13 protein-coding genes are annotated in these 15179 nt (G+C 33.2%); 1 reads left to right on the top strand and 12 read right to left on the bottom strand.

All coding sequences use genetic code 11. The annotated features are described in order from the left end of the window. Nucleotides 1–162 precede the first annotated feature (162 nt). Nucleotides 163–2106 (bottom strand): M1 family metallopeptidase, encoded by a 1944-nt coding sequence (locus ACFOW1_RS11285; RefSeq protein WP_379014349.1) that lies wholly within the window; start codon nt 2104–2106, stop codon nt 163–165. A gap of 372 nt (nt 2107–2478) precedes the next feature. Here ACFOW1_RS11285 and ACFOW1_RS11280 point away from each other — a divergent pair, with 372 nt between their 5' ends. Further along, on the top strand, nt 2479–3201 hold the full coding sequence (locus ACFOW1_RS11280; RefSeq protein WP_379014347.1) for a phenylalanine 4-monooxygenase: 723 nt from the start codon (nt 2479–2481) through the stop codon (nt 3199–3201). Nucleotides 3202–3276: 75 nt separating this feature from the next. On the opposite strand, the gene ACFOW1_RS11275 is transcribed toward ACFOW1_RS11280, so the two are convergent. The 11 genes from ACFOW1_RS11275 to ACFOW1_RS11225 form a co-directional block, all read right to left on the bottom strand. Continuing rightward, a complete protein-coding gene (locus tag ACFOW1_RS11275; RefSeq protein WP_379014346.1) occupies nt 3277–3720 on the bottom strand; it encodes a hypothetical protein in 444 nt (147 codons plus the stop codon). A gap of 281 nt (nt 3721–4001) precedes the next feature. Continuing rightward, nucleotides 4002–5267, bottom strand: a complete 1266-nt coding sequence (locus ACFOW1_RS11270; RefSeq protein ID WP_379014345.1) for a glycosyltransferase — start codon at nt 5265–5267, stop codon at nt 4002–4004. Nucleotides 5268–5322: 55 nt separating this feature from the next. Further along, entirely contained in the window at nt 5323–5769 is a 447-nt protein-coding gene (locus ACFOW1_RS11265) for a hypothetical protein (protein ID WP_379014344.1), read from the bottom strand. Between the two features lie 166 nt (nt 5770–5935). Continuing rightward, nucleotides 5936–6973, bottom strand: a complete 1038-nt coding sequence (locus tag ACFOW1_RS11260; RefSeq protein WP_379014343.1) for a DUF4249 family protein — start codon at nt 6971–6973, stop codon at nt 5936–5938. A gap of 2 nt (nt 6974–6975) precedes the next feature. Further along, nucleotides 6976–9618: a TonB-dependent receptor gene (locus tag ACFOW1_RS11255; protein ID WP_379014342.1), complete on the bottom strand. Its 2643-nt coding sequence runs from the start codon at nt 9616–9618 to the stop codon at nt 6976–6978. Further along, the gene (locus tag ACFOW1_RS11250) at nt 9587–10594 is read right to left on the bottom strand and encodes a FecR family protein (protein ID WP_379014341.1); all 1008 of its coding nucleotides are present in this window, start codon (nt 10592–10594) and stop codon (nt 9587–9589) included. The genes ACFOW1_RS11255 and ACFOW1_RS11250 overlap by 32 nt, the downstream gene beginning before the upstream one ends. 38 nt (nt 10595–10632) lie before the next feature. After that, the gene (locus ACFOW1_RS11245; RefSeq protein ID WP_379014340.1) at nt 10633–11196 is read right to left on the bottom strand and encodes an RNA polymerase sigma-70 factor; all 564 of its coding nucleotides are present in this window, start codon (nt 11194–11196) and stop codon (nt 10633–10635) included. Between the two features lie 196 nt (nt 11197–11392). Beyond that, entirely contained in the window at nt 11393–12094 is a 702-nt protein-coding gene (locus ACFOW1_RS11240; RefSeq protein WP_379014338.1) for a sulfite exporter TauE/SafE family protein, read from the bottom strand. A gap of 1 nt (nt 12095) precedes the next feature. Beyond that, on the bottom strand, nt 12096–12536 hold the full coding sequence (locus ACFOW1_RS11235; protein ID WP_379014336.1) for a FixH family protein: 441 nt from the start codon (nt 12534–12536) through the stop codon (nt 12096–12098). A 57-nt stretch (nt 12537–12593) separates the two neighbouring features. After that, entirely contained in the window at nt 12594–14003 is a 1410-nt protein-coding gene (ccoG, locus tag ACFOW1_RS11230; protein ID WP_379014335.1) for a cytochrome c oxidase accessory protein CcoG, read from the bottom strand. Nucleotides 14004–14031: 28 nt separating this feature from the next. After that, entirely contained in the window at nt 14032–15174 is a 1143-nt protein-coding gene (locus tag ACFOW1_RS11225) for a cbb3-type cytochrome c oxidase N-terminal domain-containing protein (RefSeq protein WP_379014334.1), read from the bottom strand. Between the last annotated feature and the right edge of the window lie 5 nt (nt 15175–15179).

Below are 15179 nucleotides of genomic sequence, written 5' to 3'. Positions count from 1 at the left end.
AAGTCAATAAACAAAACAGCCATGAGATTTCTCTCAAGGCTGTTTTGTTTTAATAAAATTATAATGCTAAATGGAATCGCATGAATATCTAGTACTAATAGGTATTTTATTATTCATTCAATTGACTTGTTTAATCCTACAGACTAAAGTTCAGCAACTTATTTATTCGGGTATCACCAATTTGTTGTTGATTGTATTTACATCTGCAAGGCGCTGTGTTGGATCTATTTCTATACTTTTTAAATCTTTAATACTTCTAGTGGTAGTAAAGCTATACTCTGGATGTGTCCATTTCCATTCTGTATGCACCGTTCTTGGAATGGCATTTTCAGCGGGCTTTTCCCCATACATTAAACTACTTGGTATATAATGTAATTCTTGGCTGCCATCTTTAAACGTTAATACCACATCTATTGGCATTGGCATTTTACCTATACGCTTTAGAGTAATTTGTGTTTTACCATCAACAGGATCTAAATTTCCTACGGCATAATCAATGGTTTTAATGCTATTTATCCAATACTCTTTGTACCACTGCAATTGTATACCACTTACCTTCTCTGCAACTCTTATAAAATCATTGGCATTAGGATGCTTAAATTTCCACTCATTGTAATATGCTAATAAAATCTTGTCTCTCACACTGTCTCCTACTATATAGCCTAGTTGCGCAAGAAAAGTAGCTCCTTTGCTATAGGCATCATAGCTGTAGGCATAATTGGTATTGTAATGGTCTGCATGGGTACTCATTGGTTCTTCATAAGGACTTTTAGCTAGCGCAAAATAACCTTGGTAACTTGGTGCTTGTACCAGCGGTAATTGTGATTTAGTACGCTCAATAATTCTTGCAACACCAGCTTTTGCACCTGCACTTAAATAAGGCGATTGAGAAGCCCAATTTGAATAATAATAATAAGATACTTCACTTTCAGCAAAGCTTGTAAATCCTTCATCCATCCAAGCAAATAGGCTTTCGTTAGTTCCTAAAATATGCTGGTACCAACTATGCATCCACTCGTGAAAAACGGTACCCAAACTTGGGCCTTTTATCAATGTAGCCATGGCATATTCCATACCACCATCACCGCCTTGTATAAAAGAATATTGTGGATAAGGATATTTACCAAATTTTTTCTCCATAAAAGGCAAAGCTTTTTCAGCAGCCCACAACACATTGTTCCAAGCGCTATCTGTGGCTAAATCGCCAGCTTTATAAAACACATTTAGTGTTAAGTTTGGTCGCATTTTTTTACTGATATGCTTAAATTGAGGATCGGCAGCCCACACAAAATCATGAATATTTTCGCCCTTGAAGTTCCAAGTTAGTGTACTTGTAGTAGGTGCGGGCACTTTTACGCCTGCAGCTTCAAAACCGTAACCAATAGTATTGGCATTTTGCAATACACCCGTTGCAGCTACCATATAATTCTTGTCAATATGAATGGTCACATCGTAATCGCCCCAAACACCGTAAAACTCTCGAGCGATATACGGATTTGCGTTCCAACCTTGATAATCGTATTCTGACATTTTTGGATACCATTGACTCATGCTATAACGAACACCTTCTGCATTATCGCGCCCACTTCTGCGCACTTGCAAAGGCACTTGCGCTTCAAAAGCGACATCTATTAAGGTTTTAGTTTTTGGCAAAATAGCTTTGCTCAACTTCACTTCTAAAATGGTTTCATGTTCTACCAATTCTTGCGCTACCCCATTTATTTTTAAACTTTTAACACGTTGATATCCTATTTCCGCATCTGATAATTTGCTAATTCTATCTTTTACGCGATCGTCCCAATCATATTGATCTTCTCCTCTTCTATTTTTACCAATGATGGTTTTACCCAATTCTCTACTACGTACGTCCATGCTACTATTTGGCTGAAAAGCATTCCAGTACAAGTGCAAAAACAAACGTTTTAACGTATCAGGAGAGTTGTTGGTATATTCAAGTTTTTCAATACCAGTAAATCGGTTGGTTACAACATCCATTTTCACGTCAATATTGTACTTAATGTGTTGCTGCCAGCGGTCGCTTTGCGCTGTTGCAATAGCCGAAATAGAAAGCGAGAAAAGTGAAACAATCAGTAGCTTTTTTGTCATTGTTCAGTAGATTTTTAAGACTTTACCACAAAAAACACAAATAGTACACGGTTCACAATCATTGTTTACTAGTGTTGATTTTAGTGACTTTGTGATTAAATAAAATAAATATCGTCGAAAATACCACAATTATTTATCAAAAATGATTAACGGTTTGCCAATAAAACCACTTATCAATAATCGTATCTTTTTTCGAAGATAGTTTAGCATACCGTAGGTGTAAAAATTTGAACAGAAATATAAACTGATACAAATCACCACTACTTTAGCGGGCTTGTACACCCTTACTATAAAAATGTATTGCAAAAGCCATAAAATCCACCAGAAATAATCGCTTTCTGCAACTATATTTTGTTTTAATATTATTATCATATGACACAAGAGTATTCTAAATACACCCCAGAAGATCAAGCTGTTTGGCAGGCATTGTATGAAAGACAAATTACACAAATTCATGCCTACGCCTCAAAAGCCTATATTGGCGGTATGGATTATTGTGGTTTTTCGGCAAATGAAATACCCAATATTGCTCACATCAACGAACGCTTAATAGCGATAACAGGCTGGCAAATAGAAATTGTACCTGGGCTTATTGACAATGCTTCATTTTTTGAATTGCTTGGACAGAAAAAGTTTCCTGCAAGTACTTGGCTTCGTAAAATGGAACAGTTAGACTATTTAGAAGAACCCGATATGTTCCATGATGTACTTGGCCATGTACCACTTTTAGCCACCAAAGACTTTTGCAGCTTTTTAGAAAATCTGGCTAAAATCGCTTCGCAACACATACATAACGATACAATTATTGAAGCTTTAAGTAGGGTTTACTGGTACACTATTGAGTTTGGGCTAATTGAAGAAACAGGTATTTTAAAAATTTATGGTGCTGGTATTTTATCTTCAAGTGGCGAAACCTATTATTCAGTACACTCGCATGAACCCAAAAGAGTACCTTACAATGTTGCACAAATTTTAAACACACCTTACATAAAAGATAAATTTCAGGAGCAATATTTTGTGATAGGGTCTTATAAGCAATTGTTTGATAGTCTTACAGAACTAAATGGACTAATAGCGGCAATGGCTAACAACTAAGGGTATTCGAAACACTACCCATATAATAATAGCTATGCACCATATCATGCATAGCTATTATCTATTAAGGATATTTTAGAGGGTAACTGTATCTTTAACCAGTTTACCAGTTTTGTCAAAATATAAAAAGCGCTTGGTAATATCATTCTTTTTCACCGTAATTCTGTAATACAAAGGCTTATCAGTTTCTTGAAAAGTAATCACTGCTTTTACTTGCCAATCAGAAAATTTACTTTTATTAAACCCATCTTTTACACCACTTGGCAGTTGCACAAAATCGAGCTCACCAGTGGTTTCTATCATCGTTCCTTCTTTGGTAAACTTAGCAGTATGATTAATATTGTTCAACTTAAAGCTAGCTTCAAAATTGGTAATTCTATCTTTCCATTCTACTTGTGATGCGGCGGCAAACTGTGTTTTAAAAGCATCTGTAACTGTAGCAGGTACTTTTCTTATTTGCGCATGGGTAGTAACTATCGATGCCATTACAATAATTACTAAAGCTATTATTTTTTTCATGGTATTATTTGTTTGTGACAAAGATTCCATAATTGTGCCAAAGAGCAAAAAAATGAATATATATTGTAAATTAAAAATGTGAATTTTATACATTATTGATAATTCACGAATACAAAACTTACAATAAATAATTGCCCATTTAAAATAGAAATAAACTTACCTTTTTTTCAAAGTAAAAAAGATATATACTAACATACCAATAAGTATTAAAGCACTAGTAGAATTGCTTCCAATATGTAAAAGTACCATTTAAATATATGTTTATATTTAATTATTAAAAATTATGCATTATCTAACATTTCAATAATCGTATGCTCGGTATTTTTTAAATTGAAATATTGATTATAGGCATGGTAAGCGTTTTCGCTCATTATTTGTTTAACCTTATCCGTTAAGCTTATCCAGGTAAGTAAGCTTTGAACAGTACCGTCTAAAGTATCGTTATTAACTATTCCAGCGTTACTCAAGGCTATTTCAGTATAAATATTAATTTTATTAGAAATTAAAACTGCCTTACTACAAGCAAGTGCTTCTACAATAGCAATTCCAAAATTTTCTTGGTGACTTGGCAATATAAAAGCATCACAACCATATATAGCCCCCCATTTGCTATCACCAACAAGCATTCCGGTAAAATGTACACTATCGCTCATCCACTCATTATTTCGTACTTGCATTACTAGCTGCTTGCCGTATAGGGTTTCTTTGCCAGGCCCAGCAATTACAAGCTCAGGAACATGTAAATCATTCTTCACTAAATATTCGACAATAGAGCCATATGCTTCAATTAGTATGTCAACACCTTTTTTAGAATCAATCCGTCCGAAATACAACAAATATTTTTTCCCAACTATTTTAGGGCATATTTTTTGAAAAGCTTCCTTTTGCTTTTGTTCAAAAGTCGGCGGCACTTCAATACCAAGATTGATATTAATACAAGTTTTGGGCTTATAGCCAAAAAATGTCTGCGCCGCTAATCGCAATTCCTCGTTACACGTAAATAAAATTTTATCACAACTATTGATGATGTTTTTTTCTATAAGATACCAATACAGTGCATTTCTAATTGCTTTTAAGCGCCGTTCTTTTGCTTTTTGGAAATATGGATCCAGCATGCCATGAGGCATTATATATAGTTTTGGAACTGCAATAATATTATTTTTTTTTATCTTTTTAAACACCTGACGCACAGCATAATTTGTGTATAACCATAATCCATGCAGAATCACAACATCATATTGTTCAATATTATCTAATAACCACCTTTTTAGTTCTCTAGAATAGCCCCAACTATTATCTTGCCGACCTAATGCGATAATATTGGAATTTGCTTTTACAAAATCTTCTTTTGGGAAATCTGTAGTAACAATTGTTTCTAAAATATTATTATTAGCATATATATTGCTAAAACTTTTTACTGCCTGCACTACCCCACCCCCTTTAGGGTTCATACTAGCAACTACTGTAAGAATTTTCATAGGAATTCTTATTTCTATACCTTTTAGATTCACAAAGCGACCAGCATTAGTATATAAATATTTACACATTATTATATAAGATGTAGTTATTAGCATCAATAAGTAATATCAAATATATAAACGGTTAGTTTAAATTGTTAAGTATATTCAATATAACCGTCCGCCACTTTACTTTTTTTGTAACAGTAATTGTTGTTTTAATATTAGAACATATTAGGTAATAGTAAATCAGTTCGTTATTTAACACATTCTCTAACATTTTTTTTTGATAATTGTCTATGCCGCCAGTTATTATTAGACTTAAGTCCATCTCCCTAATTATACTGTTTACGTCAGGATTAAATTTAATTGTAGCTTCAATAGTACAAATATCAATTTTATTTTTATCGCAATGCGATTGCAAGATTGTGCAGGCAGAAGTTGCAATTGCGGCGGCTAGTAATTCTATAGACGAAGCATTCATTTTATTGCTACCATATATCACAGTATGTCTAGATGCGATGTCTTTCCCCATTCGCTTCATAGTAATATCATTATTATCTTGTTGAAGGGTAAATTTTAATACAACCATAGATTTTAGTATTCACTCTGTATACTTTGTGCTTTGTAACGTTAATTAAGCACTCAAGAACACGTTTATAGTATAAAACAAGGATGTTGCATTTACCCCTATCTACTAATAAAAGATTTCAGAAAAATAAAGTATTTACAAAAGGTGAGTTAAAAGGAGGCTGCCATTAATTTAGTGGCTCAAAATAAAAAACCCATTGCTCTAGGTAGCTACCACCAAAGATGCCAAAGCCGTTTAAAATATTACTGTGCAAGGTTATCAACTGGCTATTTGGGATAGAACCAAAGAGGGCGAAGTAACGCTCATTATCAAAAAGATAAGTATAAAGTTCTTTGGAAACAGATTTTAAGCGAATCAAAATTCTACCTTGTTTTTCAAGATTGTGCTCTACAAATAATTTTTTATCAATATCTATTTTCGTATGGTATATAAGTCCATTGAAATTAGCATCTGTTAATAAAATACGTTGAAATGGCATTTCCAAACTACTAATTTTAGCATTATCAGTGTTTAAATCTTTAGTGTAGGAATCCTGTAACACATAAGATTTCAATGGAATAGTATCTTTTATTATATATATATTATTGCCAGCCTTTAGATGATTATATAGTATAGAATCTGTAGGTATTGATAAATCATATTTTGTGCCTCGATAGAAAAAATAGCGTTTGATTTTAACTCTTTGTTTTAAAACCTCAATGATGTAATAATTATCGCTTGTTATATCATCCTGAAAATTAATTTTTACCGTTAAAAATGCTTTATTTAATCTATTGCAAGAACAAGTATCCATTTTAGCTAAAGATATAGGCGCAGGAATATATGTAGTGGCGGTAACAGGTGGGCTGGTGCCATTTTTTACACTCAACGTATATTTATTCTTACTTTTAAATTTATAAGAACTTGTAAAAATTGCAAATGGATTATTTTGAAACGCTGGAGAAAAATTTTCATTTATTAGGGCATTATTACCTAGAGAATCAGAAATAGAAACAGTAGCATTTATAGGTTTACTGAATTTTATGATATTTCCAGTACCTACCACTACAGTTTGGGCTATTGGTATAAAAGCAGAATCGCCATTAGTAATTTCTGTTTGCACCACAGTTTGATAATCGGTTGCATTTGTATTAAAATTATTTTTTTTACAACCAATCAATATTAATAATACATAGTAAACTATAATTTTAAAACTTGCTTTCATACTTAAAAACTTATGGCATAAGACAAATATGGCGTAATATCAAAATGTTTATACTTTTTTAAAACAATAAGTGTTTTGCTACCAATTGCACCTTCAACATCATAAATATACTGACTAGCAGCACTTGATAGGTTGTAAATACCAAAATTTAGCTTCCCTGATATTTTTTTTGCCAGTTGACTTACAACTGAAACGGCAATATCAATTTTATTATAAGGCAAGGTCCTATACTGATTTTCACCAGTAAAATGATATACAAAATAATATTCATTAGGCGTTCCCGGATAAGATATTTGCTGAGCACTATTAAAGTCAGGGTATAATTTTTGAGGAAGGCTAAAAACATCACCAGTTGAAAAATGCCATAATCCTGAAACACTGGTACGCTTATTCAAAAAATATGATACCCCAAGATTAATTGTGTGACGCCTATCATATTTAAAAGGAAATGGGTCGCCATTATTAATTTGATTGAACTGTCGCCAATTCCATCCAAGTGAGTAGGTTAAATTAGTATATAATTTTGTAGTAGATTTTTGAATTCTGCATTCAAGCCCATAGAACCATCCTCTACCAACCTCAATATTTTTTTCTATCTCAAAATTATTTACATAAATATTTTTACCATCACCATAATTAATGATATCTTTAAGTTTTTTATAAAACAATTCAGCCTCAATAACCAATCCCTTTTTTATTGCCTTGTAAGTGTATCCGATATTATATAAAAAACTTTGTTCTGGTTTCAAATTAGCAGTAGCTGGTACCAATACGTCGCTATTAACACCTAATAATGGGTTAGTAAGTAAATGTAAATTCTGGGATAAATGCGCAAATGATACATAAATTCGTTCATGCTTACTCAATTTATACCATGCAAATAATCTTGGTTGCAGCGAAGTAAAATGATAACTCTTAAAATCATAAAAAGATAAATTCAAACCTGGGCGCAAATAAAAATTTTTGCTAAGACGCATTTCAGCCTCAATAAATGTCATTAGTCTATGAGAATGTAAATCATCAAATGGTGAAAAAAATCGGGTATTATTAATAAAATTAGTTGAAATATTGGTACCATTAGGTTGAATACTAGTGGCTGTATACTTAGAACCAAATTTGATTTTTATTAAATTGGTTAATGAAATTTCTACCTCTGTCTGAAAATTAAATTGTGCAATTTTCGAGTAATTATTAAACACAGCGTCGTTAATAGGCAAGCCTGTTGAATCAAGAAGTGTTAACTTATAACCTGCAATATTTTTGTAAGAGGTATAATTTAAGGAGGTATTTATAAAAGATTTTGACTTAAGTAAATGATTCCAGCTACATGAAAAGACATTATTACCCCAGTTTTGCTCATTATTGGTATTATCTTCCTGTTGAACCAAATTATCTTTTCCCGTGTAAATATTAAATTGTATTTTATCCCTTTTTGTTAATAGATGAGTCAGTTTTATGTTTATATCGTAAAATTGAGCAGTATAATTTTTATGTAATAACCTAAGAAAGGGATTAGCCCAGCTTTGTCTGGCAGAAAACATTAATGCTGTTTTATTTTTTTGTAATGGCCCCTCTGCAAAAATTGAACCTGCCAAAAAGCTCATATTAATATTGCCTTCCCACAATTGCATATTACCGTCCTTTGTCCGTACATCCATTACAGCTGATATGCCGCCGCCAAGCCTTGCAGGAAAATCGCTTTTGTAAAGCTTAAATGATTTCAAGGCTGCTAGGTTGATAATAGACAATGAACCCAATAAATGCGTTGGATTGAATATTGGGTTTCCATCTAACAAAAATACATTTTGGTCAGCACTGCCCCCACGAATTAAGAAGTTACCCGCTGATTCGGGCTGAGCATTTACGCTAGTTAGTTGGGTTAAAGATTGCATGGGATCATCTTCACCAAGTACATTGGTAAAAGGTTGTACATCAGCATCGTTATATACATTATTTCCCCCATCTTTTATATTGTCATTTCTTGAGGCAGATACAATTACTTCTCTTCCTAAATCTATTTTACTAATTAATTCAAAATCGCATCTATTATCCTTTGATATAACAAATGACCGTATTAATTTTTCGAAACCTGCGTAAGTGACCTCTAATGTATGTTTCCCCTCTACAAGTGAAAGTGTGAAGTATCCATAATTATTACTAATTGCACCTATTCTATTTTCTCTGTCTAGTATGACGGCATTAGGCAATGGTTCTTTACTTTGAGAATCCTTAATGATTCCATAGAGTGCATATTTTGGTACTAACCCAGCTGGAGAAAAAACTTCATTCGTAGGAATCAAGATTATTTTGTTGTATTTCTCTGCAACTACAACTTTTTGCCCTGCTAATATTTTTGTAAAAATTTTACCTAAATTATTATCAAAATCACTTAATTGAATGATTTTATTAGTATCTAAAAATGATTTTGAATACTCAATGATATAGGAACTATTAGCTTTTATATTATCTAAAAATTCTACAATCGTACCTTTCTTTATAGAAGAAATATAATAATCAGCGGCGAAAGAATATTTTTTTTGTGCAAAAAGAGATTTCGAGTTGATACTAATTATTATTATCCATATAAGAACCTTATAAAAAAAAATTGTATTTCTACTTTTGTTTCTTAATTTGGCTTGATTCATTTTTCACCGATTGAAAGAATATAAATTCATTATTACCTTTACGTAGCTGCAGTTTTGTTACTAATTTAATCTCATTTAATACTTCTTGTATTGGTTGATTTTCGAAATGCAATTTAACGTAAATATTATTTGATAAATCAATTGGTAAACATTTAACAGTAATACCATAATGCAAACTTATATCTTCTAAAACCCTCGTTAAAGATACATCAGGAAAATCTAAAACACCACTTTTCCAAGATAGTATATTTGTATCTGTAAAATCAGTCACAACAAAACCTTTTGAATAATTAATTATTTTTTTACCGGCAATTATATTGTTGATTACTGCCTTTGTGGATAGATTTATGCATTTGATTTCACCAGAAAAAACAGTTATTTCGTCTTTTGTGATTGTATTATTTACCAAAAATGAGGTACCTATATCTTGAATTAAGGTATTATTGGTAATTACAGTAAATGAATTACTAACAATGTGCTTTACATCAAAATAAGCTATCCCTTTAACGATTACACTTCTTCCTTTTTTAAACGAACGATTGTAAGTTATTGCACTGCCTTTCTTTAAACTCACACTACTACTATCTGGCAATAAAAATTGCTCATTACCTGCTACTGCTTCTATTGTAACAACTTGGTTATTGATTCTAAAAACCCATGCAAAAAAAACAATAATAAAAATGGCGGCTGCTGCGGATAGCACGTAATACCACCTGTAAATAATAGTTTTTTTATTGCTATTTTGAAGAATTTCTATTTTGTTAGATACTTTTTGCCAAGCTTCATCAGTATTTACAATATTATTTCTTAATAAGGTTTGATGCCCACGATATAGTTGTTGTAAAACTTGGTATTCTTTTATGTTTTTCTTATCAGCACTTAACCAATTATTAAGCGTTACAAGCTCTTCAGGTGAGGCTTGACCAGAAATTTCTCGCTCGATAAGTAGCATTAGATCTTCGCTTAATGTTTTCATTTTGCAATATTGTTAAGTATAATTAAAACTTAAAAAAATCAATTACCACTACCTGCCATTAAAAAATAAAATAGAATTAAGTAAATATTATGTTCGCCAGCAAATATTCTAATTATTTTTAATGCCTTTGACATTTGATTTTCGACGGTTTTAACTGAAATACTTAATGTTTCTGCAATCTCTTTGTAGCTAAAATTTCCTATTCGGCTTAATAAAAAAACTTCTTTACATTTAGGTGGCAATCGTTTTAATGCATCACCGACTAGTTTCTCTATATCTACTTCGGTCTCATTAATTATTGGATGGAGTTCTTGGTTTTCGTAGGCAACTGAAATATTGTTAAATTCTACTATTTGTCGCTTTTGTTGATTTTTTAAGCTTGAGAAGCAACTATTTCTAACGACAGAAAAAAGATAAAATCTGATATTATTAATACCTAATAAATCTTGTTTTTTTTCCCAAACATTCAAAAAACTATCCTGTACAATATCTTCTGATAATTCTTTATTTCCCAAAATAGAATATGCGTAATTATATAAAGATGGGTAATACTTATAGAAAACAACTTTATATTGATCATACCGTGATTTAATTGCTTCCATTCGAAATATTTAACACATTAACTTTCGTTTAATTTATTATAAAAATGAAGAGAAGTAAAATTCTAAAAGTGATGCCCGCCTTAAAAAATTATAAAATTTTAGACAAAACTATATATCTAATTGACTTAACGAATAAATTTTAGTGTAAAAATATGAATAAAAGAAATTTATTTAACAAAAAATAAAAACAATAAAACTAATGACAACTAATTACCCCACTACCTGCATGGTTCATTATTGGGCTTACAAATGGTATACCCAAGTTCATACCACGTAATATTAGTAAGCAAGCCATCAACCCAACACAGTAAGGCAGGGCTTTGCGCAGTTGTTGCTTTATCGTTATGGGTATTGCACGGCCTACTATCATTAAGCTAAACATGAGCGGTAAAGTACCTAAGCCAAAGGCAAACATTAACCAAGTTGCATACAGAATACTACCAGTAGCAGCGGCAGCGGCAATACCCATATACACTAAGCCACAAGGTAGCAAACCATTAACTGAACCTATTATATAAAAATGCGCGGTGTTTTTTTGTCCATGTAAATATTTAGCGAGTAAACCTTGTACACGCAAATGAAACCCTTTAAAAATGGTTGCTCCTAGGTTCATAAATTTACTAGCAATCAACACGACCAAAATTAAACAACCAAGTACGATAGATAATACCTGCTGATAACCTGTTAAAAAGAAGCGATTGCTCACCATACCTACCAAAGCGCCAAATCCAGCATAAGTTGTTGCTCTGCCTATATTGTACAAGAATATTAGCAGCAAGCGTTTGGCTTTTGTTTCATGCATTATAGGCAAAGACAATGCAATAGGCCCACACATGCCTACGCAATGAAAGCTTCCTAAAAAGCCAATACTGAAACCTATGAGTGCAATGGCGACCATATTATTTTGTAATCGTTAATACTTGTTGGTGAAAATAACTAGTGCCGTTAGTCATCCAATCTAAACGCAATTGGTACACACCGTTGATAAACAAAGTTTTTGGTAACACTTGCTTGCCAGAAGCATCTACCTGCAAGCGCATTTTCACGTCTTTATTTTGTGCAGCAGAACGAATACATTCAATAGTACCTGTGGTATTATTACCGATGGTAGCCAAAGGCAATTGCAATACCACTACATCGCCACTATCCGTAATACTTAGCTTTTCAGCCACAGCACTCAAGTTGTTAGATGCATCAATTTTATCTTGATACTTTAATTCTTTGTCGTAATAATTGTCGTCTATCATTTCATTGCTTTGTTTCATGGCAACGCCTACCATACAAAGCATTGCAATGACAAAAGTTGAAAAGCCGATTAGTATTTTGTATCCCCAGTTCATAATAATGTGTGATTAAGATGATTGAAATGATTTTGTGATATAATGCTTATTGGTTGCTTACAAAAACGGCCCAAGAAATACGGTTGTAACAGTTTGTATTTTCTCCCCATTTTTATAAATACCCACTTTTATATCAGTACTGCGCTTAGTAATATATTGCTTATTTATGCGAATAAAAAACGTGACTTCATTTACGGCTTCAGGTTTCATGTAGGCATCTTTAGTACTTACAAAACTTACTTCGCCTGGTATATTTTCCAGCTTCATGCTTACACCAAAAGATTTGTTGGTTTTGTTCAATACAATAGCATTAAACAAATTACCCAAGGTATCCTTGCCTACTTCTTGGTACAATTGCCCACGCACTCTGGTAATATGTGTATCCACGCTTCTTCTCGTAAAAACGAGCACGGTGGTGACTATTAGCAATATCACTAGCAATACAGAATAGGCTTTCATTCTGCCATTAAAGTGAAATCGCTTACCCCTAGCAATTTCATTTTCAGAGGCATACCTAATCAAGCCTTTGGGCTTATTTATCTTCAACATCACTTCGTTGCAAGCATCTATGCAAGCGGTACAGCCTACACATTCAATTTGCACCCCGTCACGTATATCAATACCTGTAGGACATACCTGCACACATTTATGGCAATCAATACAATCGCCTGTGGCAACCGCTGCTTGTTTTGATAGTTTACCTCTTGGTTCGCCACGTTTATAGTCGTAAGCAATTTGCATGGTGTCTTTATCAAATAACACACTTTGCAAACGGCCATAAGGGCAAACAGTGGTACAAATAATATCTCTTACAAAAGCAAAAACAGCATAAAACAAAAACGTAAAAAACAATAAGCCTGTCAGTAAAACGGTATGGTCAGCAATTGGTTCTCGTATAATTTTCAGTAGCCCTTCTACACTTAAGATATAGGCTAAAAAGGTATTGGCAATTAAAAAAGAGATGGCTAAAAACACGCCATGTTTTATCAATTTTCTAATACGCTGTTCAGTAGTTAATGCTGCCCCGCTCATTTTGCGCTGTTGCATACCCGAACCTTCTATCCACCACTCTATTTTTCTAAATACCATTTCCATAAATACTGTTTGCGGGCATACCCAACCACAAAACAGCCTACCATAAATTACCGTAAACAAAGCCACAAATACAATAAACGTAATCATCGACACTGCAAAAATGAAAAAGTCTTGCGGCCAAAAAATATTGCCAAACACAATAAACTTACCCTCAGGAAAATTGAGCATAAAAAAGGGCATCCCATTGTATGTAATAAGTGGCAATACAAAAAATATCGCCAAATAAAACACAGACACCCAAGTGCGGTATTGATAAAACTTGCCCTCAGGTTGCGTGGCATACACCCATTTACGCTGCCCTTTCTCATTTACATTACTTACCCTATCTCTAAACGTTACTTGGTGTTGTATATCGTTTGCCTCGTCTATCATAACATTATATTTTACCAAATCTTTACGACTACTTTTTAGCTGCTGTACTATCTGCTAGTTTTGGCGCAGCAGCGGTAGTTGAGTCAGCTACTTCTTTATACAAATCGCCTTGTGGGTCTTTTGGTGTAGGTGGTTTTGTACCTTTTAACGATTTTACAAAACTTGCCAATTGCGCCATCTGTACAGGCGAAAAATCATCTTTCCAAGACTTCATCCCTTTTTCTTGCCAGCCATATTTAATGGTTTTAAAAACATCTTTAATACCCCCACCATGTAGCCAATAATCATCGGTAAGGTTTGGCCCTACACCACCCTGTCCTTGAGCACCATGGCAAGCCACACAGTTGGTTTTAAACAATGCTGCACCAGAACTTACCCCATCGGCATCTAGCATTACCACACTGTTTTCATCTACATTGTCTTTCTGACTTTTTAAATATTCCTCTTGCTGCACTTTGGCTTCAGCTACTTCTATATTATACTCTTCAATTTGTGAAGGGGCAGATTTTGCCACTTGATAGCGATACAAATAACCAAACGCAAAAATGATAGAAGCAATAAACGCTACTTTAAACCAAGGTGGCGTTACATTATCTAGCTCATGAATGCCATCGTAACTATGACCTGTATCTATACTTGCTTCGTGTTCTAAAGGTTTAAACTGATTAAGTTTACGCCATATTTTAGCCCAATTAATCAGCGCAGGTTTGGGTGCTTTTTCTGCTTTAGCTACAAACAATACTTCTGGATTGATAAAGTATTTTATTAGCTGCGCAAACAGCACAATAATTAACATTTCTAAGCCTACAATGGTATAGAGCAATATTCTAAAACCACTTGTGTGCGATTCTGCAACAGGTTCGGTAGTAGCAGTAGCAGCTTGCGCCATAGACGATACACTTACGAGCATAAAGCCTATAAACATAGCGGCTTTAACCGAAGTCTCTGTTTGCTTTTTTAGCTTGGCTTTATCGCCATACGATTTCATTGAAAATATTAGTGTATTGCCCAAAAAAGCAATAACAATAGCCAATAAACTAATGCAGATAACCAGCATGGTATCGCCATCCATAACAATTGAAGAACCCGTATTGCTTGGTGTTTCTGCCATTACTAAAGAGGTAGCAAAAGCACCTATGGTAGTTGCAGTAATTTTTTTTATTAGTTGCATCGTTG

This window comes from Parasediminibacterium paludis (genome assembly GCF_042651445.1).
GTDB classification, from domain to species: domain Bacteria; phylum Bacteroidota; class Bacteroidia; order Chitinophagales; family Chitinophagaceae; genus Parasediminibacterium; species Parasediminibacterium paludis.
This window is presented reverse-complemented; position numbering and strand designations above follow the sequence as displayed.